Raw genomic sequence first — 21,237 nt, forward strand, 5'->3', positions numbered from 1 at the left:
AACGCTGCGTAGGTCCGCACTTTCCGGGGTATGCGTTTTTTGCAGCGGGGAGATTACCGGCGGAGAGATTGTGATGTTGCAGCGAATTGTTTCGGCTCTGGCAGCGTTGGTCTTGGCACTCGGACTCGGGTTCATCGTCAGCAGTAACGCGGTTGCTGCACCCACGCCCATGGGTGGTGGTTCGGGCATCATCATCGACAATCAGCTGGTCTGTACCTTGACCACCATCGGTCATGACAACGGCGGCAGACTTGTGGGCATTACCGCTGGTCACTGCGGTGGTCCTGGATCGTTCGTGATCCCGGAAAGCAACGAGGACGCAGGCGTGGTCGGCACGTTCGTAGAGTCGAACCCGGACCTGGACTACGGGGTCATCCAGTTCGATCCGGGCAAGGTCACACCAGTTCGGACGGTGGGCGCGGCCACCATCACGTCGATCGGCGCTCCGGCCAGCTTCCCGGCCACAGCCTGCAAGGAAGGCCGCACGACGGGCACCACCTGCGGCGTCGTCTGGGGAGACCTGAGCGCCGACGCATCCACCTGGACTCAGATCTGCGTCGACCACGGTGATTCGGGAGCCCCGGTCACGGTCGGGACGACGCTGGTCGCGATGGTCAACGCCTACCTCTGGGTGCCATGCCTGGGACCGGAACTCGGCACCAACATGACCTCCATCGTGGACACGATCAATGCCCACGGAGGGGTTGGCGCCGGGTACCGGCCCATCTAGCAGCGAGCTGGGATCAGCCGCACACTGCTCCACCCGAGGCTGATCCCACGAGCTTGGAGTACTTGGCCAGCACACCACGCGTGTAGCGAGGCGGCAACGGCTCCCAGCCCTTCTTGCGGGCTTCCAATTCGGAATCGTCGACCAGCAATTCGAGTTGTCCGGTGCCCACGTCGAGCCGGATCTGATCGCCGTCGCGAACGAACGCGATGGGACCGCCGTCGACGGCCTCGGGCGCAACGTGTCCGACACACAGGCCGGTGGTGCCGCCGGAGAATCGTCCGTCCGTCAGTAGCAGGACGTCCTTGCCGAGACCCGCACCCTTGATCGCGCCCGTGATGGCCAGCATCTCGCGCATTCCGGGGCCGCCCTTCGGGCCCTCGTAGCGGATGACGACAACGTCGCCACCAGTGATGGTTCCGTCTTCGAGTGCGTCCATTGCGGCGCGCTCGCGTTCGAAAACCCGTGCAGTTCCGGTGAATACGTCGGATTCGAATCCGGCCGACTTGACGACTGCGCCGCCGGGAGCGAGCGACCCCTTCAGGATCGTGATGCCTCCGGTCGGGTGAATGGGCTTGTTCATCGCCCGCAGAACCTTGCCGTCGGGATCGGGCGGGGTGATGTGCGCCAGATTCTCCGCCACGGTCTTGCCGGTGACGGTCAGGCAATCTCCGTGCATGAGTCCGGCGTCGAGCAATGCCTTCATGATGACGGGGACGCCGCCGATACGGTCGACGTCCGTCATGACGTGCTTTCCGAAAGGCTTGACGTCGGCGAGGTGCGGGACCTTTGCGCCGACGCGAGCGAAGTCGTCGAGCGTCAGCGGGACGTACGCTTCGTGCGCGATCGCGAGGAGATGGAGCACCGCATTGGTGGAACCGCCGAAAGCCATGACCACCGCGATGGCGTTCTCGAATGCTTCCTTGGTGAGGATGTCCCTGGCGGTGATGCCTCGACGCAGGAGCTCGACCACGGCTTTGCCGCTTTCGCGGGCGAATCCGTCACGGCGACGGTCCGGTGCGGGCGGTGAAGCGCTGCCGGGCAGCGACATTCCCATGGCCTCGGCGGCGCTGGCCATCGTGTTTGCGGTGTACATGCCGCCGCACGCGCCTTCGCCCGGGCAGATCGCTCGTTCGATGGTATCGACGTCGGCGCGGCTCATCAGTCCACGCGAGCAGGCGCCAACAGCCTCGAACGCGTCGATGACGGTGACTTCGCGCTCGCTGCCGTCGGAAAGCTTGGCGACGCCGGGGAGAGTGGAACCGGCGTAGAGAAATACGCTGGCCAGGTCGAGGCGGGCCGCCGCCATCATCATTCCGGGCAACGACTTGTCACACCCGGCAAGAAGAACCGATCCGTCGAGGCGTTCGGCCTGCATGACGGTCTCGACGCTGTCGGCGATCACCTCGCGAGAGACAAGGGAAAAATGCATCCCCTCGTGACCCATCGAAATGCCGTCGGAGACGGAGATCGTGCCGAATTCGAGGGGGAATCCGCCGGCCTCCCGCACACCCTCTTTGACGGCTTTTGCCAGGCGATCGAGGGACAGGTTGCACGGCGTGATCTCGTTCCAGGACGAGGCGACGCCGATTTGCGACTTGACCCAGTCGTCGTCGCCCATTCCTACTGCACGCAACATGCCGCGCGCTGCGGTCTTTTCGAGTCCGTCGGTGACGTCACGACTTCTGGGCTTGATGTCGGGTTCGGTCATTTTCCAAGCATAGGCGTCGGCGGAGTGTCTTTCCGGCAGACTAGCGACTCGAGTTGTCACGAAACACCGCCCGTCGTGAATAGACTCGTCGCATCGCAGTTGGGGCTGGGTGCGTAGGTGATTGACGTACAGGGGGATTCACGTGGAGTCGGAACTGATTTCGGCATTCGGATTTGCAGTTCTGGCCGCCTTATTGACCGGTAGTGGTGTCTTCCTGGTTGTTCTGACGGTTCTGCATGAGATTGCCCGGTGGAAGGGACGCTTCGTATCGGTGTGGGTGACGTTCTTTGCCGCACTGCTGATTCTGCCGGTGCTGTTCGGCGCATTGATTGCCGGCTATTCCGCGTTCTCCGAGGTCGACGGGTCCGAGGCTCTGATTCCGCCGGCGTTCTGGATCCTGATCGCGGCCGGGTGCGCACTCGGCGGTTACCTCGGAGTGAAGGTCGGTGTGGTCCGAGGCTCGGCCCTCGACTACCGGTTGTAATCGGGATCGACTCGATCAAACTTCCAGAGAAGCGCAGGCGAAGCCTGGGTGAACATCCCGAAGCTCTCTTGAACGCCCGTTCAGGTGCGGGTTCACTCCTAGCGTGCACACGAATGCCTTCGATCGAATATCCAGACGTGGCCTGCTGCAGGGATCGGCGGCCCTCGCCGGCGCAGTAGGTCTCGGTGTCGCTTCGGCGAGCCACGCCGGTGCCGCGGTTCCGGGTGGCAGCCCGGGCTTCGCGCACGGCGTGGCATCCGGTGACCCGTTGCCGGATGCGGTGATCATCTGGACCCGCATCACCCCCACGGCAGAGGCGACGCCGGGTTCGGGCGTCGGGCCGGCGGTGACGCTCAACTGGCAGGTCGCGACCGATGAGGGGTTCGCGAGCGTTGTTGCGTCAGGAAGTGTTGCCGCTTCGGCAGATTCCGATCACACCGCGAAGGTCGACGTCACCGGACTCGATTCGTCGACGACGTACTGGTACCGATTCACTGCGGGTTCGGCCGTTTCCCCGGTGGGCCGCACCCGCACGGCTCCGTCGAACACGGCAGATCTCGATCGTCTCCGCTTCGGCGTCGTGTCCTGCTCCAACTGGGAGGCAGGGTATTTCGGTGCCTACCGCCACCTCGCACTCCGCGAAGACCTCGACGCGATCATCCATCTCGGTGACTACATCTACGAGTACGGGCAGGGGGAGTACGGCGCGCGGAACGGATCCATCCGTTTGCACGAGCCGGCCCACGAGATCATTTCTCTGGCCGACTACCGAATTCGGCACGCGCAGTACAAGACCGACCCGGATCTGGCAGCACTTCACCTGAAACTCCCGTTCATCACCACGTGGGACGACCACGAATCGGCTGACAACGCGTACCGGGACGGCGCCGAAAACCACACGCCAGGTGTCGAAGGCGATTGGGCTGATCGAAAAGCGAACTCGGCCAAGGCATATTTCGAGTGGATGCCTGTCCGGCCGTCGGGTAGCGGCTCGAATGTTCAGCTGTATCGCCGGTTCCGCTTCGGGAATCTGGCCGAGATCTCGATGCTGGATCTGCGTACCTACCGTGACGAGCAGCCGACGATGAAGCAGGTCGACGATCCGTCGCGCACCATTACCGGACGCGCACAGATGGATTGGTTGACCAACGGGATCGTCAGCTCCCCGACACAGTGGAAGATCGTCGGCAATCCGGTCATGATCACGCCGTGCGTGTTCCCGCCGCTCGAACCGGCGACCACAGCGGCGTTGACCGAACTGGTGGGAGTGCCGCACGCCGGAATCCCGTACAACACCGATCAGTGGGACGGGTACACCGCCGACCGCACCAGGCTTTTCGACGCCATCACCTCGAACGGCGTGGACAACACCGTCTTCATCACCGGTGACATCCACACGTCGTGGGCGTGCGACCTACCGACCAACGCCGCCAACTATCCGGGTGGACCGACCGTCGGCGCCGAGTTCGTCGTCCCGTCGGTGACGTCCCCCAACATCGACGACATGCTGAAAGTACCGCCGCGCACGGTAACCGTTGCGGCAGAAGAAGCATTCAAGGCCGTGAACCGACACGTGCGGTACGTCGAACTGGATTCGCACGGCTACGGCGTCTTCGAAATCGCCCGCGAAGGTACCCAGATGGACTGGTACTACGTCGACGATCTCACCGATCCGCAGAGCAACGCGCACTACGCCGTGAGCTACCGCTTACCGGCAGGTGCTGGCAGTAGAGTCTCACCCACCTCGGCCGCCCTCGATCAGGCCTCGTACCGACCAGGAGTCGACCAGTGAGCATCGAAGTTTCGCGTCGTAGCGTTCTGATCGGTGGAAGTGTTGTTGCGGGAACGGCATTGCTCGGCACACCCGCTCGCGCGAGTGTTCCCACCAGCGCTGGTATCCCAGACCTGGACGTGCATGTCATCGTCGTCGACGGCATGCGGCCGGACGAGCTGCGATCGGAGCTCACCCCGACGCTCACCGGGCTTGCGGCCGGCGGTATCCACTACCCGGATGCCAGCGCCATCACGATCGCGGAGACACTGCCGAACCACACGGCGATGATGACGGGAGTGCTGCCGGCGCGTTCGGGAGTGCCGGCCAACTCCGTCTACGATCCCGCCATCGACAAGAAGCGCGACCTCGATCGGCCTTCCGACCTGCAGACCTCGACGGTTCTGGATCGGGTGCGTACCGAACTCGGATTGACCACTGCGAGTGTGCTGTCCAAGCGCTACCTGCACGGGCTGTTCGGTGATCGCGCCTCACTGGTGTGGGATCCTCAGCCGCTTGTTCCTGGTACAGAGCATGCGCCGGACAACTTCACGATCGACGCCCTGATCCGTGTCGTCGGCGGGAACTCGCCGCGACTGTCGTTCACGAATCTCGGTGACGTCGATCGCGTCGGCCACCTGGATCTGTCCGGTCCGTCCATCCGGATCGCCCGCACAGCCGCACTTCAGAACACCGACAACCAGGTTCGCCGCTTCGTCGACTTCCTTCACGACACCGGTCGTTGGAATCGGAGCATTCTGATCGTGTTGGCCGACCATTCGATGGACTGGTCGGAGCCCGCAAGGCTCATCGGCCTGGATCGACCGCTGAACGCGGACCCGTTGCTGGCAGGCAAGATTCGGATCGCCCAGAACGGTGGCGCAGACCTGATCTACTTCGTCGGACCCGATGGCGAACGGGCCGAAGCCGTCAGCCGGATTCAGCAGATCGTGGACGGAGTCGACGGCGTCGAATCCAGCCACCTTCCGGCCGAATTCGATCTCGGCACCAATGCCGGTGACGTCGTTGCGTTTTGCGCTCAGGGTTGGCGGTTCAGTGATCCGACTCCACTGTCCAACCCGATTCCCGGCAACCACGGTCACTTCGTGACGCTGCCCATCCCGTTCTTTCTCAGTGGTGGGCATCCCGCTCTCGACGGCGGACGGAAGATCGACACGCAGGCTCGCACGATCGACGTCGCGCCGACGGTTGCTGCTTTGCTCGGCCTCGGTGCACCTGCCGGTGGTTGGGACGGCGTCGCCCGCACGGCGGGTGTGTCGCTGAACGTCTAGCGAGGGTCGCGACCGGTCAAAGCAATCAGCCTGTCCTGCAACGACGCATCGTCAGGAAGGTCGACGGGAGCGGAGAACAGGCCGCTCTCGGCGAGCATGTCGCGCTGCCCGTCGAGGTCGGACCAGACGGCCTCGACGAGGTCGGGATCGAGTCGCTCGTCCGCGCCGACTGCTCGCGCGAGATCCCAGGCGTGGATCGTGACATCCGAGGTCTGCTGGCGTAGATACGGTTCCACCTTCACGGTGCCGTACGAGAGGTGAACGTGGGCACTGAGGTCCGTCGATTTCCACGCCTTGATGGCAGCATCGGAATACTTCTGCCATTCGGTCCACAGGTCGTCCCCGACGGGAACGATATCCGGTGTCGCCTCGCCGACCGTCAGTCCGGCCAGGAGCGGCGGTACCCACTGCTGCTCCTCGATGACGTGGCGAACAAGGTGTTCGACGTGCCAGTCGGAGTCAGGCGTGGGTGCGTTCCAGTCCTCGACTGCGGCGAGTCGTGAACCGAATTCGCGGTGGGCGGTGAGCACGAGTTCGAGCCAATCGAATGCCATCACTCGAGGGTAACCCGATCAGCGTGACGTTAATCGGTGCGTGAGGCGTCGATTCGGTGAAGACTGTCGAGGTTGTCGCTCAGTCGAATCGAGGAGTTTTCATGACCGTCCCCACCGTCACTCTGGCCGAAGGTCTCACCGTCAGTGCCCAGGGATACGGCGCGATGTCCGTCGCCCCTGTCTACGGCCCCGTTGATCCGGCCGAGGCGCTCGCCACGTTGCATCATGCGGTGGACATCGGGATCACGTTCATCGACACCGCCAACGTGTACGGCGAGGGATCGAGTGAGCGTGCGGTGGGAGAACTTCTCAAAGACCGCCGGGACGAAGTGCAATTGGCGACGAAGTTCGGGCTGGTCGGCAACATCGCCAACGGTCAGCGTGGGATCAACGGAGACCCGGCCTACGTACCGCAGGCACTCGACGAGTCTCTGGGACGACTCGGCGTCGATCATGTTGACCTCTACTACTTGCACCGGGTCGATCCGAACGTCCCGATCGAAGACACCGTCGGCGCGATCGCAGATCAGGTGAAGGCGGGCAAGGTCCGCAACATCGGCCTGTCCGAAGCGACCGGTGACGAACTGCGTCGTGCGTACGGGGTACATCCGATCGCGGCGATCCAGTCGGAGTGGAGCATCTGGAGTCGGGACGTCGAGAACAAGGTAGTACCCACCGCGGCGGAACTCGGAGTCGGGTTCGTGCCCTTCTCACCCGTCGGTCGAGGCTTCTTGGCGGGATCGTTCGATGCGGAGACGCTCGGTGACAACGACCTGCGTCGACGCTTCCCCCGCTTCTCGGACTCCGCACTTCCCGCCAATCACAAGGTTCTCGACGTGGTCCGCGCCGTCGGTGAGGAGCTCGGCGCGACGCCTGCACAGGTTTCCCTGGCATGGCTCGATGCCAAGGGCCGCCAGTACGGGTTGCCGTCCGTTTCGATTCCCGGCACTCGGTTCGCTGCACGAGTCACCGAAAACGCCGGAGCGTTGGACATCGTTCTGAGCGAAGACCAGATCGCTCGCCTCGACTCCCTCGCCGCGATCACCGAAGGCTTCCGTTCGGCCGATCTGAATTGGGTGTCTCAGGGCCGCGAATGATCATGTCCTGAGCCTTGCGAAAGACAGGAGTAACATACAGACCCGATGAAAAAAGTGTGGTTGGTCTGGGGTGTCGGTGTTTTCGCCTACGTGATCGCCGTGCTTCACCGCACTTCGTTCGGTGTCTCGGGTCTGTCTGCTGCTGATCGGTTCTCGATCTCGCCCAGCGTTCTGTCGAGCTTCGTCGTGCTGCAGATCGTCGTGTACGCGGGCATGCAGATTCCCGCGGGCGTTCTCCTCGACCGTTACGGTTCGCGGATCATGATCGCTGTCGGTGCGTTCATCATGATGTCCGCGCAGTTGGCTCTTGCGTTCACCGAATCGCTGCCCGTCGCGATCGGTGCGCGCATCGCCGTCGGTGCGGGAGACGCACTGACCTTCATCTCGGTGCTGCGATTGGTACCGCAGTGGTTCCCGCCCCGGCAGGTGCCACTGGTCTCGCAGTTCACCGGCATTCTCGGTCAGCTGGGTCAGGTTCTGTCCGCCCTGCCGTTCATGCTTCTGTTGACCGGGCCGGGCTGGACGTTCGCCTATGGCAGCGCGGCGGCCGTCGGAGTTCTGGCCTTCGTTCTTGCGCTGACCGTCATTCGCGATGCGCCACCCGGCGCCGAAGTCGTGGCAGCGCCGGCTGGTGCCACGGAGATCGGTCGACAGATCAAGACGGTGTGGATGCGACCCGGCACACGCCTCGGCTTCTTCAGTCACATGGGTACGCAGTTCTCGATCACCACGTTCGCGTTGCTGTGGGGTGTGCCGTATCTGAAGTCGGCTCAGGGCCTCGATTCCGCGACCGTCGGCTCGCTGTTGACGCTGTCGGTCATCTCGGCAATCGTGGCCGGCCCTATCCTGGGAATCCTGACCGGTCGCTATCCCATGCGTCGATCGTGGTTGGTTCTCACCATCATGGTGGCCAGTGCGCTCATGTGGACGATCGTGCTCTCACGCAGTGAACCGTCTCCGCTCTGGCTGTTGACGATCCTGGTGGTCGTGATCTCGGTGGGCGGGCCGGGTTCGGTGATCGGCTTCGACTACGCGCGCACGTCCAATCCGAGTTCGGCGATGGGCACAGCGCAGGGCATGGTCAACATCGGCGGATTCCTCGCTTCGCTCATCGTGATTCAAGTGATGGGCGTGATCCTCGGACACATGGGCGGATACACGTTCGACGGTTTCCGCGTCGCCTGGATGGCGCAGTATCCCGTCTGGGTTCTGGGCATCATCGGTGTACTCGTCACCAGAGGTAAAGCCCGACGCGAACTCGCGGCAGAGGGCGTACACGTGCGCCCGATTCGCGAAGTCATACGCCGCAACAAATAGTTCGATCGCGGCAGGTAATTCATCCCCTGCGGGTGAGGTCACTGCGCGCCGGAGCCACCAGGCTTGATGGATGAACGACGCAATGAACATCGGACCGGTCGAGCTCGTGGTGCTGGCATTCCCAGGTTCAACTGTGGATCCTGAAGCTGTCGCCGCGCTGCAGAACGTGGTGGAACGAGGTTTTGTCACTCTGCTCGACCTCGTCTACATCGCCAAGGACGCCGACGGACAGGTATCGCAGATCGACGTCGACGAAGATCTCACCGACATCGGACTGGCGATACTGTCCATCGAAGCCAAGGCATTGATCAGTGACGAGGATCTGGACGTGGTCCGCGAGTCACTCGAACCAGGCACGTCCGCCGCAGTCATCGTCTACGAGCAGACGTGGGCGCGCGAACTCGCGTCGACGGTTCGCGGCGGCGGCGGCGAAGTAGTCCTACACGTTCAGATCCCGCGCGAGGTAGTCGTCGCAGCGGTCGAAGCAGCATTTCAGTAGCGACAATTACCTAAGGAGTTCGGCATGGTTTTTCGAGGTGGACGCAGAGGGCGGCCCGGATTGCTCGGCACGGTAGCGCGCACTGCGGTAGTGGCTGGAACTGCAAAAGCGACGTCCAACGCCATGGATCGACGGAGCCAGCGCAAGGCTGACGAACAGCAGCAGGCGTACCAGCAGCAATACCCGCAGCAACAGGCCCCGCCGGCCCAGGTCGCTCCCGTACAGTCCGTTCCCCCCTCCGGCGCCGACGATCTGGTCTCCAAATTGCAGGAACTGGGACAGCTTCACCAGTCCGGCTTGTTGACCGACGCAGAGTTCGCGGCCGCGAAGGCGCAGTTGCTGAGCTAGCCCTGCGATTTCCATCAACACGGTTTCCCTCGAAAACAAGCGGCAATACGGCATTGCCGCAATTCGGCATGAAAGGCTGATCAATGATCGACCCCCGCGCAGCATCGGCCGCAATCGAAGCGGCGAACTCCCGAGTCGCCGAGACTCTGCCGTTCTCCGACGACGCCGATTTCACCGATGCAAAGCGAGGTTTCGTTGCCGCGCTCGATCCGGGAGTGGTAACCGGTTCGGACGGAAAAGTTGTGTGGAACAACGACTCCTACGCTTTTCTTGATGAGGAGTGCCCGCCAACGGTCAATCCGAGCTTGTGGCGTCAGTCGAGGTTGGTCGCCAAGCAGGGACTTTTTGCGGTGACGGATTCGATCTATCAGATTCGGGGACTTGATCTGTCGAACATGACGCTGGTCGAGGGGGAGACCGGAATCATCGTCATCGATCCACTGATCTCTCGGGAAACCGCTGCCGCTGGGCTCGCGTTGTACCGGGAGCACCGTGGTGATCGACCAGTCGTCGCGGTGATCTACACGCATTCACACATCGACCACTTCGGCGGGGTCAAAGGGGTGACCACCGACGACGAAGTCGCTGCCGGGCGATGCGTGATCGTCGCTCCCGCCGGCCTCGTGGAGCATGCTGTCGAGGAAAACGTCTATGCGGGAACGGCAATGGCTCGACGAGCAGCCTACATGTACGGGGCGGCATTACCCCGAGGTCCTCGAGGTAGCGTCGGAGCCGGGTTGGGGCAGACCACCTCCACCGGCACGCCGACGCTCATTTCGCCGACGGTGTCGATCTCGGAAACGGGTCATACCGAGACGATCGACGGCGTTCGGATCGAGTTCCAGATGACGCCCGGTACCGAGGCGCCGTCCGAGATGAACTTCTACTTCCCGGAGTTGCGCGCACTGTGTATGGCGGAGAACGCAACTCATACTCTCCACAACCTGCTCACGCTCCGCGGAGCCCTGGTGCGAGATCCTCACGTCTGGTCTGCGTACCTGACGGAATCGATCAATCGGTACGCCTCACGGTCCGACGTTCTGTTTGCGTCCCACCACTGGCCGACATGGGGGACCGAACGGCTCACCGAGTTCCTGTCGTTGCAGCGCGACCTCTACGGGTACCTCCACGATCAGACACTTCGTCGAATCAACCAGGGGTGGACCGGACTCGAAATAGCCGAATCGATCGAACTGCCACCTGCATTGGCGCAGGCGTGGCACACGCACGGGTACTACGGTTCCGTCAGTCACAACGTCAAGGCCATCTACCAGCGCTATATGGGCTGGTTCGACGGCAACCCTGCGCATCTGTGGGAGCATCCACCCGTCGAATCGGCCAAGCGTCACGTGGAGTTCATGGGCGGATCAGCAGAAGTGATACGGAAAGCTCGGGAATCGTACGAGCGCGGCGACTTTCGCTGGGTTGCGCAGGTGGTGAACTACGTCGTCTTCGCTGAACCGGACAACGTCGAGGCCAAGAACCTGCAGGCGGATACCTTCGAGCAACTCGGGTACGGCGCCGAGAACGGCACGTGGCGGAACTTCTACCTCACCGGTGCGTACGAACTACGCAACGGCTCAGTGGGAACGCCCACGGTTGCCGCGGCGCCCGACATCACCGCGGCACTGTCGGTGAGTCAAGTCTTCGATGCAGTATCGCTGCGCGTGGACGGAGTGCGCGCAGCGGGATCGCACATCGTCATCGATTGGAACATCACTGACGAAAACATCGTTCACCGAACGGAACTCAGCAACGGAGTCTTGATTCATTTCGATATCGATCCACTCGAGGGCGCCGGGTCTGTGGATGCAACCTTCGGTCTGAGTCGGCGCGACTTGCTCGGTGTGCTGCTCGGCGGTGCGGACTTGGGTGCTGAGATCGCGAATGGAACCATCTCGGCTTCCGGCGACCCGGCGAAGCTCGCAGAACTTGCCGGGTACCTTGACGAGCCGGATCCAGATTTTGCGATAGTCACTCCGACCTAGTTCTGTTTCACTCGCGAACGAGTCTGTACTTCAACGGGTCTCGAGTCGTGCACCTTTTGAAGTTGTCCGTTATGTCTCTGGCAATCGAAAATATGTTCGATTAGACTTTGAGCATGGACAGTCGGGAAGCGTGGCAGCTGGATGGTGAGGGCCTCAAGAGTGAGGTTCTGGATCTGGTGCGTGTCCGGCATGAGTTGCAGTCGCGGATGGTGTTGCTGATCGTGGAGATGTTTTCCCGGGAGACTGTGGTCGGGAAGGGTTTTCGGGCGATTGCGCAGTGGTTGCATGGTTCGACGAATGTGGAGATCGGTGAGTGCAGTCTGTTGGTCAGTCTGGCACGGTTGTTGTTGCTCGAACCTGTTGTCGCGGATGCATTCCATCGCGGGGATGTGGATGCATTGAAGGCGCGGCAGGTGGCGTCGTTTTGTCAGCATCCGCCGAAGAACATGACGCCGGCGGATGTGGACAAGGCCCGCGGGATCCTGCTTGACCTGGCGTCGAAGAACATTGCGGATTGTGATGCGGTGCGGGCGGCGATTCGGCGGATCGAGAAGCAGTTCGGCAAACGTGAGGACGGTGTTCCGGTGGGGGAGGATTCGGAGCGTAACGAGTTCTATGCCTCGAAAGGCCTGTACGGGCGCGTGTCGGTGAAGGGCGATCTGGATGCCGTGAACGGGGCCCGTCTGATCACGTTGTTGTCGAGTTTGTCGGCGCCGACGCCGGAGAAGGACGGCGTCAAAGACGCCCGCACTCCGGCGCTACGGCGCGCGGACGGGTTTTGCGAACTGTTGCGGCGGTACGAGCGGGCGGGACTGGGTCCGATCGAGGGCGGAGTGAAACCGCACATCACCGTTACCGCGTCGGCGAAAGACATGACCGACCTCAAAGCATTGAAGGATCTACTGCCGTCCACCGAGGAGTTGGGGTTCGCGTGGACGGATTGGGTAGGTCCGATCAGCATCGACACCGCCCGGATGCTGGCCTGCGACTGCACGGTCACTCGGATTTTGTTGGATGAGAATGGTGTTCCGCTCGACTGCGGCAAAGAAGCGAGAACAGCGACGGTTCCGCAGCGCCGGGCTCTTGCGGTTCGTGACGGTGGTTGCGCGTTTCCGGGGTGCGGAACTCCATCAGGGTGGTGCGATGCCCACCATATCGTTCACTGGGGTGATGGTGGCCTAACGGATCTCGACAATCTGGTCTTGTTGTGTGGCCATCATCATCGGACGATGCACCACACCGAATGGCGGGTGGAGATCGGCCCGGATCGGAAGGCGGTGTTCTATCCCCCGATGTCGATCGATCCGTTCCAGCATCCGATCGGCGGGAACAGTCCACCCACAGCCGCCTGAACGGGCACAAACTGCAGACGCGAGCACCGGGGCCTAACCATGCCCCGGTGCTTGCTCAATCCAGTATTAGCTCAAGACAACGTGATGTCGGCAATCAAGCCGTGGTGATCGGATCCCTCGGTCTTGATCCGTTCGAGGGAAGTCGCCACGGCGCCTTTCGTGATGATGTGGTCGATACCGACCACCGCCGGAAACCATTTGTCGGTCGGATAGGTCGGGATCAGGCCGGAACCCAATTGGTCAGCGGCGCTGGTGTATCCGTTCGTGAGAAGATTCCGGAACTGTTTGTTCGAGTACGACGCGTTGAAGTCGCCGCTCACTATCACGTTGTCCCGCCCGGCGACTTTGTCCATGTAGGACCCGAGCCTTCTCTGCTCGGCCGCCCACTCCGAGGCCGGTGAGATGTAGGCCGGTGCCGGATGTACTGCGAAAAGCGTGACCGGTTGAGACAAGCCGACATTCAGCTCGGCGGAGAGTGTTTCAGGTGAAAATCCGTCGAGGCTACGCGGATTGGAGAGCGGAAAGCGACTGTAGATGCCGGCTCCGCCACCGCCGTCGGTGTACGGGACCAGGAATTGGTGGCTCAGAACCTCTTCAAGCCCGGCGGCTTTCAGGGCTTCGGCTTCCTGGTATGTCAACTCCTGGACGGTCACGACGTCGACGTTGCGTTCGCGAACCGTCGCCACAAGCGACTCCGGATCCGCTGCACCGACCATCAAGTTGGCCTGCATGATTCGAATCGACGGGCCGGTCGCGGACGTCGATTCCCCAGTGCCACCGATATACAGCGGGCTCACAGACCATCCGAACAACCCAAGGACGAGGATCGAGGCGGCGCACACGATCCACTGGCGCCCGATACCCGAGACCACGGCGCCGATCAGCGGTGCGATCATCAACAGAGGCGCCACGGACGCCAGAACGATCACGATGTTGTGATCGACGTCGAGCACGGTCGCGGCCAACGCGGCCAGACCAGTCGCGATTCCGGCAACACCAACCACGGCAGTAATGCGGCGAAGAACACGCCGGCGCGGGGTCACGGTATCGGGTTGCATGACCTCCATGGAAGCAGAAGGGCGTCGTAGCTCCGGGAAACTGCAGGTGGAGTCGGTGCGCCCGACTGTTTGCGTCCTATTGTTGCGGATACGGCAGATGACTACTGCTGTTCTCGCTGACGGAGATCGAGCGGCCGAGTTGAGGGAAGGCGCGTTGAGAGCACGCCGGTCTGTCGCAGACCTTGCAACCTGCACCGATCGGCACGATGGTCGCGGGGTCGTCCGTCTGGATTCCGTGGGAGTAGACCATGCGATCGGCGTAGCCGATGTCGCAACCGAGCCCGACGGCGAAGTTCCGCTCAGGTGCGAGGTATCCGAGTCCGCCGCTGTGGGTAGTGCGCGCCACCCAGAGGTATGTCCGACCGTCGGGCATCTTCGCGACCTGGGTGAGGATGCGTCCGGGGCTCGCGAACGCCTCATGGATGACCCACAGCGGGCAACTTCCGCCAACTCGCGAGAAGTGAAAAGCGGTAGCAGACTGACGCTTCGAGATATTGCCGGCACGATCGGTTCGGACGAAGAAAAAGGGAATGCCGCGCTGGCCGTGTCGTTGGAGGGTGGACAACCGGTGACAGACGGTTTCGAAGCCGACCTCGAATTTGAGGCTGAGCAGGTCGATGTCGTATCGCAGGACCTCGGCGGATTCCAGGAATTGGGTGTACGGGAGTAGCAGTGCGCCGGCAAAGTAGTGCGCGAGGCCGATGCGCGCCAGTGCTGCGGACTCCGAACTGAGCGATTCATCCTCGGCGACAAGGGTATCGATCACGTCTGCCTGTGTGAAGAAGGCCAACTGCATCGCGATCTGGAACGCGCGTTGTCCTGCCGACAGACGCCGCGCCAGGGTGAGGATCGACTTGTCCGGATCGTAGAAGCGCTTGGGGCCGAGCTTGTCTGGTTCGTCCGTGCGGATCGTCACGGTGACGCCGTGCTGGTCGCGAAGCAGTCGTGCCAGTTGCAGGTCTACTGCGCCCACGGACAGTCCGTTGTCCACGAACATCCGCTCAGCAGCGTCGTCGAGTACGGCGATGTGATTCTTTCGGTCGTAGAAGAAGTCCCGAACTTCCTCGTAAGGCATGGGCACCAAAGACACATCAGATGCTGTCTCGCCGGACAACTGCGTCGAGAACTGGTCCAACTGCTCTGTTGCGGCGTGAAGGCGGCGGTGCAACATCACGAGGGTGCGTCCGACCGCCGGCATTCGGGCCACCAATTCGTCCACCTCCGCCAGCGATACGTCCCCAGATTCCGAGGTTTCGGTCAGAGCGTGATGAACGTCCGCAACCAGGCGTGCGTCGGAATCGGAAGCGAAGAATTGCACGTCGAGATCGAACTCGGCGTTGAGCTTGAGGAGGACGGGGACCGTCAGCGGTCGTTGATCGTTCTCGAGTTGATTGACATAACTGGGGGAGAGTTCGAGTGCCTTTGCCAGTGCGGACTGTGACAGGTTTCGTTCTTCCCGCAGTCGTCGCAGCCGCGCTCCCGCGTACATCTTCTTCATCGAATTCTCCTCGGTGCCGATCGCGTTCACCCTACCGAGAAGCCGTTCGCAACATTCGCAACATTGCAGGATTGTTTTTGCACAAATAGGCAATTGCGAGGGCCTATCCCGCGGTGAACGCGCTGCGTAGCGTGCAAATAGATACCGAAGCACGTGAGAAGAGGATCGATGAAGACGCATCTCGTACGCACCCACCGCTCTGCCGAAGAGTTCCCCAAGGAAGACCACCTCGCGTGGAAGATCGCGGAAGTTGCGACGGATTCCGTCGACGTCACCGATGCCACGTCCGACATGATCGTCAACCGGATCATCGACAACGCGGCGGTTGCTGCCGCCTCCCTGGTGCGCCGTCCCGTGGTGAATGCGCGGGCGCAAGCACAGTCGCATCCGTATACGCCGGGCTCCACCGTGTTCGGTATCCCCGGTACGTTCTCGCCTGAATGGGCCGCCTGGGCCAACGGCGTCGCGGTTCGTGAACTCGATTTCCACGACACGTTCCTCGCCGCCGAGTACTCGCACCCCGGTGACAACATCCCGCCGATTCTCGCCGTCGCTCAGCACACCGGCCGTGACGGAAAGGACCTGATTCGTGGTCTGGCAACCGGCTACGAGATTCAGATCGACCTGGTTCGGGCTATCTGCCTGCACGAGCACAAGATCGATCACGTCGCACACCTCGGCCCTTCGGCCGCCGCCGGTATCGGAACTTTGCTCGGTCTGGGCACCGAGACGGTCTACCAGGCAATCGGTCAGGCGCTGCACCTCACGACGGCGACACGGCAGTCTCGCAAGGGCGAGATCTCCAGTTGGAAGGCATACGCGCCTGCGCTTGCAGGCAAGGTTGCCGTCGAGGCAGTCGATCGTGCGATGCGCGGTGAAGGTGCACCTTCACCGATCTGGGAAGGCGAAGACGGTGTCATCGCCTGGCTACTCGGTGGCCCGGACAAGGAGTACCACGTTCCGCTGCCCGGTTCGGGTGAGGCGAAGCGCGCCATCCTCGACTCGTACACCAAAGAACACTCCGCGGAGTACCAGAGCCAGGCGCCGATCGACCTCGCTCGCCGAATGCGTTCTCGTGTCGGCGATCTCGACCAGATCGCCTCGATCGTCTTGCACACCAGCCACCACACCCACGTCGTCATCGGCACCGGTTCCGGCGATCCGCAGAAGTTCGACCCCACCGCGTCACGCGAAACCCTCGACCACTCGGTGATGTATATCTTTGCCGTTGCGCTGCAGGACGGCACCTGGCACCACGAGCGCTCCTACGCGCCCGAGCGTGCACAGCGCCCGGACACGATCGAGCTGTGGAACAAGATCTCCACACGCGAAGACCCCGGATGGACACGCCGTTACCACTCGACGGATCCGGACGAGAAGGCTTTCGGTGCTCGCGCCGAGATCACCTTGAAGAGCGGCGAAGTCATTGTCGACGAGCTGGCGGTGGCCGACGCGCACCCGCTCGGCGCACGTCCGTTCGCTCGCGATCAGTACGTTGCGAAGTTCCGCACCCTCGCCGAGGGCGTCATCGAGCCGAGCGAACAGGATCGCTTCCTGGACGCCGCACAGCGCACAGTGCAGCTGAAGGCCGGCGAGCTCGACCAGCTGACCTTCACCGTCTCCGAAAACGTCCTTGCTCGGGCACCCAAGGTCGCCAAGGGACTCTTCTGATGACGGGCCTCATCGCAGCATCGACGTCCGCAGCCGACAAACGTATCGCTTTCCGCGCCGGGCTGACCTCCGGCAAGATTCAGCGCTTGCCAGGTGCCATCAATCCGCTGACAGCAAAGCTGATTCAGGAAATCGGATTCGAAGGTGTCTACGTATCCGGTGGTGCGTATTCCGCCGGGTTGGCGCTTCCCGACATCGGACTGACCACGTTGACGGAGGTCGCCGGCCACAGCAATCAGATCGCGCGGGTCACCGACCTCCCGACGCTCATCGACGCCGACACGGGTTTCGGTGAACCCATGAGCGCCGCCCGCACGGTCACCATTTTCGAGGACGACGGAGTAGCCGGACTCCACCTCGAAGACCAGATCAACCCCAAGCGCTGTGGGCACCTCGACGGCAAAGCGATCGTGCCCACCGAAGACATGGTTCGCCGGATTCGTGCTGCGGTGTCGGCGCGCCGTGACCCCAACTTCGTCATCTGTGCCCGCACCGATGCTGCCGGAATCGACGGTATCGACGCAGCCATCGAGCGAGCAAAAGCCTATGCGGACGCCGGTGCCGACTTGATCTTCACAGAAGCCTTGGCCACCGAGGCCGACTTCGAGAAGTTCCGCGTAGCAGTCGACACTCCGCTCCTCGCCAACATGACCGAGTTCGGGAAATCGAATCTCATTTCGGCGAAGACGTTGGAGGAGATCGGTTTCAACGCCGTCATCTACCCCGTCACCACCCTGCGGTTGGCGATGTTCGCCATCGAAAAGGGCCTGCGTGAGATTTTTGCGGAGGGCACGCAAGAAGGATTGCTCGGCGAGATGCAGCATCGCAGCAGGTTGTACGAGATTCTCGAGTACGAGCGCTACAACGAATTCGACAGTGGCATTTTCAATTTCAGCTTGGAGGGGAGTAGGACATGACCGAACAGATTCCGACGATCTACAAGGGCTTGGCCGGAGTTGTCGTCGACACGACGGCGATCTCCAAGGTAGTGCCCGAGACGAATTCGTTGACGTATCGCGGTTACGCAGTGCAGGATCTCGCCGCGAACTGCAGCTTCGAAGAAGTCGCGCACCTGCTCTGGTACGGCGAACTGCCGACGCCCGAGCAGCTCGAATTGCTCTGTCTGCGTGAGCGTGCGGCGCGTCGGGCCGATCGGTCGCTGCTCTCGCTCCTGGCCAAGATGCCCGACAACTGCCACCCGATGGACGTGGTCCGGACGGCGATCAGCTACCTCGGCGCCGAGGATCCGGCGGAGGACGACAACTCGGAGAAGGCCAATCTGGCCAAGGCGCTGCGGATGACGGCTGTACTGCCGACCATCGTGGCAGCTGATTTCCGCCGCCGCCGCGGTCAGGATCCCACCCCGCCGCAGCCGGATCTCGGTTTCGCCGAGAATTTCCTGAACATGTGCTTCGGCGCTGTTCCCGAGCCGGCCATCGTGAAGGCCTTCGAGGTCTCGCTGATCCTGTATGCGGAGCACTCCTTCAACGCCTCGACGTTCGCCGCGCGCGTTGTGACGTCCACACTTTCGGACATCTACAGCGCAGTGACCGCTGCGATCGGCACCCTCAAGGGCCCGTTGCACGGCGGCGCGAACGAAGCCGTCATGCACGACATGCTCGAGATCGACGACCCCGATCGCGCGGAAGCCTGGATGTCGGAGAAGTTGGCTGCCAAGGAAAAGGTCATGGGCTTCGGGCACCGCGTCTACAAGAATGGTGATTCGCGTGTTCCGACCATGAAGCAGGCGCTCCTCGACGTCGCGGCGGCGACCGACGGCGCGAAGTGGGTGCAGATGTACGAGATCCTCGAGAAGACGATGGTCAGTGCAACCGGAATCAAGCCGAATCTCGATTTCCCTACCGGCCCTGCGTATTACCTCATGGGCTTCGACGTCGAGATCTTCACGCCGATCTTCGTGATGAGTCGTATCACCGGATGGACGGCGCACATCATCGAGCAGGGGCAGTCCAATGCGCTGATCCGGCCGCTGAGCCAGTATTCGGGCGTGCCACAGCGAACTGTCGTGGCATGACGGTGGCATGACACTGCTCTAGTGTTTCTCTGTTCGCACTATCTGCAACTTTGCATCTCTAATTCGCAAAGATATTCAAGTGCAATGTGTTTCGCTTCTTCTCTACCGGAAATAGCGTGAGTGTCATGACTGAAACGCACGAAGACATCTCGATCATCCGTCATGGCCATACGCTCGACGTCGTGTTCAACCGGCCGGAAAAGCGCAACGCGTTGACCCCGCAGATGTACGACGCCATTGCCGGAGCCTGCCGGCGCGCCGACTCCGACCGCGAGATTCGGTTACTTACCCTCCGCGGAGCCGGGGGAGAGGCGTTCTCGGCGGGCTCCGACATTGGCCACTTTCAGACTTTCTCGAGCTTTCACGACGGACTCGACTACGAAAGTCGGTTCGTCGGCGTGCTGACCGAACTCGAGAAAGTGAGGGTCCCCACCCTCGCGGTCATCGACGGCGTGTGCGCGGGCGCAGGGCTGTTGCTGCCGGCGGCGTGCGACGTGCGGATCGCGACGCACGGGTCCCGCTTCTGCCTTCCGATCGCGCGCACACTCGGAAACTCGTTGTCAATCCATTCCGTGGCGTTGCTGGCGGACAGGATCGGCAGTTCGCGTCTGATGTCGTTGGTCGCTCGGGCGGGGGTCATGTCGAGCGATGAGGCTCTGCGGAACGGCTTCCTCAGCGACTGTGCAACAGAGACAGAGTTCGCGAGCCTGACTGCCCAGGTATCGCGGGAACTGCTGGCGGCTGCCCCGATGACCGTGTGGACGATCCGAGAGTCCCTGCGCCGCATCAGGACCCGATCGGTCACCGACAACAACGATCTGATGAGCATGATCTACAGCAGTGACGACTTCAAAGCCGGTGTCGACGGTTTCCTTCGCGGCGAGCGACCGGTCTGGGCCGGCGTGTAGTTCGGCGGTAGAACCACAGGCTTGCGTTGGAGCGCGCTCTAACCCCTAGCGTTGCCGACCATGACAACAAAGACCTGGATCATCACTGGAGTTTCTCAGGGTTTCGGACGTGAACTCGCACTGTCTGCACTTCGATCGGGGGACGCGGTAGTCGCTGCAGTTCGTCGTCCCGAGTCCGTTGCAGATATTGCGTCGGCGAATCCGGATCGGTTCTCGGCGGTGACGTTCGACGTCAGAGATACCGCAGCAGCTCCGGGCGTCGTCGAACATGCGCTCGGGCGTTTCGGTCGCGTCGACGTGCTGGTCAACAATGCCGGTCGTGGGATGGTCGGCGCGGCGGAGATGGTGGACGATTCGACCTTGCGGGATCTCATGGAACTGCACCTGATCGGACCCGCCGCGATGGTGCGCGCCGTCCTCCCGTCGATGCGAGTGCAGGGCAGCGGGACGATCGTGCAGATGAGCAGTCAAGGCGGCCGTATGTCGTTTCCCGGTGTCGGGGCGTACTCGGCGTCGAAGTTCGCTCTCGAGGGTTGGTCGGAGGCTCTTGCCGGTGAGGTCGCGCAGTTCGGCGTTCGGGTGATGATCGTCGAGCCCAGCCGATTCCGTACAGCATTCAACACGCCTGGCGTTCTGAGCTTCGCCGAATCATCATCGGAATACCGTGATTTGCTGGATCCCGTTCTGCGGGACATGGCGGCCGCAGACGGTGTTCAGGAGGGTGATCCGGAGAAAGCAGCAGAGATCATCACCTCGCTTGTGCACAGCGAGAATGTGCCACTTCGTCTGCCACTCGGAAAGGAAGCCGTGGAGCGTGTCTCCGCGTCGTATCGGAAGAATCTCGCCGAGGTATGCGTCTGGGCCGACCTGGCTCGCAGTGCAGACTTCGCGGATGCTGCCGGCCCTGTCCGCCCGTTCTAGGCTGAG

The 21,237-nt window shown here is 62.2% G+C and carries 19 protein-coding genes; 15 read left to right on the forward strand and 4 right to left on the reverse strand.

Features of this window, described 5'->3' with window-relative positions:
• Positions 1–73: 73 nt before the first annotated feature.
• Positions 74–730, forward strand: coding sequence for a S1 family peptidase (locus ACFQ6Y_RS03955; RefSeq protein WP_007732621.1), 657 nt, complete (start codon positions 74–76; stop codon positions 728–730).
• A gap of 13 nt (positions 731–743) precedes the next feature.
• Here the strand turns inward: ACFQ6Y_RS03955 and ilvD are convergent, their stop codons facing one another.
• Positions 744–2,438 (reverse strand): dihydroxy-acid dehydratase, encoded by a 1,695-nt coding sequence (gene ilvD / locus ACFQ6Y_RS03960; RefSeq protein ID WP_378446753.1) that lies wholly within the window; start codon positions 2,436–2,438, stop codon positions 744–746.
• Between the two features lie 142 nt (positions 2,439–2,580).
• Between ilvD and ACFQ6Y_RS03965 the strand changes: the two genes are divergently transcribed.
• The 3 genes from ACFQ6Y_RS03965 (at position 2,581) to ACFQ6Y_RS03975 (ending at position 5,985) form a co-directional block, all read left to right on the forward strand.
• On the forward strand, positions 2,581–2,922 hold the full coding sequence (locus ACFQ6Y_RS03965; RefSeq protein ID WP_378629225.1) for a hypothetical protein: 342 nt from the start codon (positions 2,581–2,583) through the stop codon (positions 2,920–2,922).
• Between the two features lie 103 nt (positions 2,923–3,025).
• Entirely contained in the window at positions 3,026–4,714 is a 1,689-nt protein-coding gene (locus tag ACFQ6Y_RS03970) for an alkaline phosphatase D family protein (protein WP_378629230.1), read from the forward strand.
• On the forward strand, positions 4,711–5,985 hold the full coding sequence (locus tag ACFQ6Y_RS03975) for an alkaline phosphatase family protein (protein WP_378629233.1): 1,275 nt from the start codon (positions 4,711–4,713) through the stop codon (positions 5,983–5,985). Before ACFQ6Y_RS03970 ends, ACFQ6Y_RS03975 begins: the two co-directional genes overlap by 4 nt.
• Here ACFQ6Y_RS03975 and ACFQ6Y_RS03980 read toward each other — a convergent pair.
• Complete coding sequence (locus ACFQ6Y_RS03980; protein ID WP_378629238.1) at positions 5,982–6,539, reverse strand: TIGR03086 family metal-binding protein; 558 nt, start codon at positions 6,537–6,539, stop codon at positions 5,982–5,984. The genes ACFQ6Y_RS03975 and ACFQ6Y_RS03980 overlap by 4 nt on opposite strands.
• Before the next feature lie 101 nt (positions 6,540–6,640).
• Here ACFQ6Y_RS03980 and ACFQ6Y_RS03985 point away from each other — a divergent pair, with 101 nt between their 5' ends.
• The 6 genes from ACFQ6Y_RS03985 (at position 6,641) to ACFQ6Y_RS04010 (ending at position 13,140) form a co-directional block, all read left to right on the forward strand.
• A complete protein-coding gene (locus tag ACFQ6Y_RS03985; RefSeq protein WP_378629242.1) occupies positions 6,641–7,636 on the forward strand; it encodes an aldo/keto reductase in 996 nt (331 codons plus the stop codon).
• A 45-nt stretch (positions 7,637–7,681) separates the two neighbouring features.
• Positions 7,682–8,953, forward strand: coding sequence for a nitrate/nitrite transporter (locus tag ACFQ6Y_RS03990; RefSeq protein ID WP_378629243.1), 1,272 nt, complete (start codon positions 7,682–7,684; stop codon positions 8,951–8,953).
• Positions 8,954–9,023: 70 nt separating this feature from the next.
• Positions 9,024–9,452 (forward strand): DUF6325 family protein, encoded by a 429-nt coding sequence (locus ACFQ6Y_RS03995; RefSeq protein WP_317551990.1) that lies wholly within the window; start codon positions 9,024–9,026, stop codon positions 9,450–9,452.
• 24 nt (positions 9,453–9,476) lie between these two features.
• A complete protein-coding gene (locus tag ACFQ6Y_RS04000; RefSeq protein ID WP_378531639.1) occupies positions 9,477–9,800 on the forward strand; it encodes an SHOCT domain-containing protein in 324 nt (107 codons plus the stop codon).
• 83 nt (positions 9,801–9,883) lie between these two features.
• Positions 9,884–11,788, forward strand: coding sequence for an alkyl/aryl-sulfatase (locus tag ACFQ6Y_RS04005; RefSeq protein ID WP_378629247.1), 1,905 nt, complete (start codon positions 9,884–9,886; stop codon positions 11,786–11,788).
• A gap of 113 nt (positions 11,789–11,901) precedes the next feature.
• The gene (locus tag ACFQ6Y_RS04010) at positions 11,902–13,140 is read left to right on the forward strand and encodes a DUF222 domain-containing protein (RefSeq protein ID WP_378629250.1); all 1,239 of its coding nucleotides are present in this window, start codon (positions 11,902–11,904) and stop codon (positions 13,138–13,140) included.
• 71 nt (positions 13,141–13,211) lie between these two features.
• Here the strand turns inward: ACFQ6Y_RS04010 and ACFQ6Y_RS04015 are convergent, their stop codons facing one another.
• Both ACFQ6Y_RS04015 and ACFQ6Y_RS04020 read right to left on the reverse strand, forming a co-directional pair.
• Positions 13,212–14,207 carry an endonuclease/exonuclease/phosphatase family protein gene (locus ACFQ6Y_RS04015; protein ID WP_378629255.1) on the reverse strand — a complete coding sequence of 332 codons (996 nt, stop codon included), beginning with the start codon at positions 14,205–14,207 and terminating at the stop codon, positions 13,212–13,214.
• A gap of 67 nt (positions 14,208–14,274) precedes the next feature.
• On the reverse strand, positions 14,275–15,696 hold the full coding sequence (locus ACFQ6Y_RS04020; RefSeq protein WP_378629259.1) for a short-chain fatty acyl-CoA regulator family protein: 1,422 nt from the start codon (positions 15,694–15,696) through the stop codon (positions 14,275–14,277).
• Between the two features lie 168 nt (positions 15,697–15,864).
• On the opposite strand from ACFQ6Y_RS04020, the gene prpD reads away from it, so the two are divergent.
• The 5 genes from prpD (at position 15,865) to ACFQ6Y_RS04045 (ending at position 21,231) form a co-directional block, all read left to right on the forward strand.
• Positions 15,865–17,367 carry a 2-methylcitrate dehydratase PrpD gene (gene prpD, locus ACFQ6Y_RS04025; RefSeq protein ID WP_378629261.1) on the forward strand — a complete coding sequence of 501 codons (1,503 nt, stop codon included), beginning with the start codon at positions 15,865–15,867 and terminating at the stop codon, positions 17,365–17,367.
• Entirely contained in the window at positions 17,367–18,284 is a 918-nt protein-coding gene (prpB, locus tag ACFQ6Y_RS04030; RefSeq protein WP_378629264.1) for a methylisocitrate lyase, read from the forward strand. The genes prpD and prpB overlap by 1 nt, the downstream gene beginning before the upstream one ends.
• Entirely contained in the window at positions 18,281–19,402 is a 1,122-nt protein-coding gene (locus ACFQ6Y_RS04035; RefSeq protein WP_378629267.1) for a bifunctional 2-methylcitrate synthase/citrate synthase, read from the forward strand. Before prpB ends, ACFQ6Y_RS04035 begins: the two co-directional genes overlap by 4 nt.
• 125 nt (positions 19,403–19,527) lie before the next feature.
• Positions 19,528–20,310 carry an enoyl-CoA hydratase gene (locus ACFQ6Y_RS04040; RefSeq protein ID WP_378629270.1) on the forward strand — a complete coding sequence of 261 codons (783 nt, stop codon included), beginning with the start codon at positions 19,528–19,530 and terminating at the stop codon, positions 20,308–20,310.
• Positions 20,311–20,370: 60 nt separating this feature from the next.
• Entirely contained in the window at positions 20,371–21,231 is an 861-nt protein-coding gene (locus ACFQ6Y_RS04045; protein ID WP_378629274.1) for an SDR family NAD(P)-dependent oxidoreductase, read from the forward strand.
• Positions 21,232–21,237: the final 6 nt, after the last annotated feature.

The organism is Rhodococcus sp. NPDC056516 (genome assembly GCF_042794655.1).
Classification (GTDB): domain Bacteria; phylum Actinomycetota; class Actinomycetes; order Mycobacteriales; family Mycobacteriaceae; genus Rhodococcus_F.

Excerpts from the sequence above, each read along its gene's own strand:
- prpD (WP_378629261.1), top strand. The coding sequence starts at position 15,865 with ATGAAGACGCATCTCGTACGCACCCACCGCTCTGCCGAAGAGTTCCCC.
- ACFQ6Y_RS04045 (WP_378629274.1), top strand. The coding sequence starts at position 20,371 with ATGACAACAAAGACCTGGATCATCACTGGAGTTTCTCAGGGTTTCGGA.
- ACFQ6Y_RS04005 (WP_378629247.1), top strand. The coding sequence starts at position 9,884 with ATGATCGACCCCCGCGCAGCATCGGCCGCAATCGAAGCGGCGAACTCC.
- ACFQ6Y_RS03955 (WP_007732621.1), top strand. The coding sequence starts at position 74 with ATGTTGCAGCGAATTGTTTCGGCTCTGGCAGCGTTGGTCTTGGCACTC.
- ACFQ6Y_RS04015 (WP_378629255.1), bottom strand. The coding sequence starts at position 14,207 with ATGGAGGTCATGCAACCCGATACCGTGACCCCGCGCCGGCGTGTTCTT.
- ACFQ6Y_RS04010 (WP_378629250.1), top strand. The coding sequence starts at position 11,902 with ATGGACAGTCGGGAAGCGTGGCAGCTGGATGGTGAGGGCCTCAAGAGT.
- ACFQ6Y_RS03985 (WP_378629242.1), top strand. The coding sequence starts at position 6,641 with ATGACCGTCCCCACCGTCACTCTGGCCGAAGGTCTCACCGTCAGTGCC.
- ACFQ6Y_RS03990 (WP_378629243.1), top strand. The coding sequence starts at position 7,682 with ATGAAAAAAGTGTGGTTGGTCTGGGGTGTCGGTGTTTTCGCCTACGTG.
- ACFQ6Y_RS03980 (WP_378629238.1), bottom strand. The coding sequence starts at position 6,539 with ATGGCATTCGATTGGCTCGAACTCGTGCTCACCGCCCACCGCGAATTC.
- ACFQ6Y_RS04040 (WP_378629270.1), top strand. The coding sequence starts at position 19,528 with ATGACTGAAACGCACGAAGACATCTCGATCATCCGTCATGGCCATACG.
- ACFQ6Y_RS04035 (WP_378629267.1), top strand. The coding sequence starts at position 18,281 with ATGACCGAACAGATTCCGACGATCTACAAGGGCTTGGCCGGAGTTGTC.
- ilvD (WP_378446753.1), bottom strand. The coding sequence starts at position 2,438 with ATGACCGAACCCGACATCAAGCCCAGAAGTCGTGACGTCACCGACGGA.
- ACFQ6Y_RS04020 (WP_378629259.1), bottom strand. The coding sequence starts at position 15,696 with ATGAAGAAGATGTACGCGGGAGCGCGGCTGCGACGACTGCGGGAAGAA.
- ACFQ6Y_RS03995 (WP_317551990.1), top strand. The coding sequence starts at position 9,024 with ATGAACGACGCAATGAACATCGGACCGGTCGAGCTCGTGGTGCTGGCA.
- prpB (WP_378629264.1), top strand. The coding sequence starts at position 17,367 with ATGACGGGCCTCATCGCAGCATCGACGTCCGCAGCCGACAAACGTATC.
- ACFQ6Y_RS04000 (WP_378531639.1), top strand. The coding sequence starts at position 9,477 with ATGGTTTTTCGAGGTGGACGCAGAGGGCGGCCCGGATTGCTCGGCACG.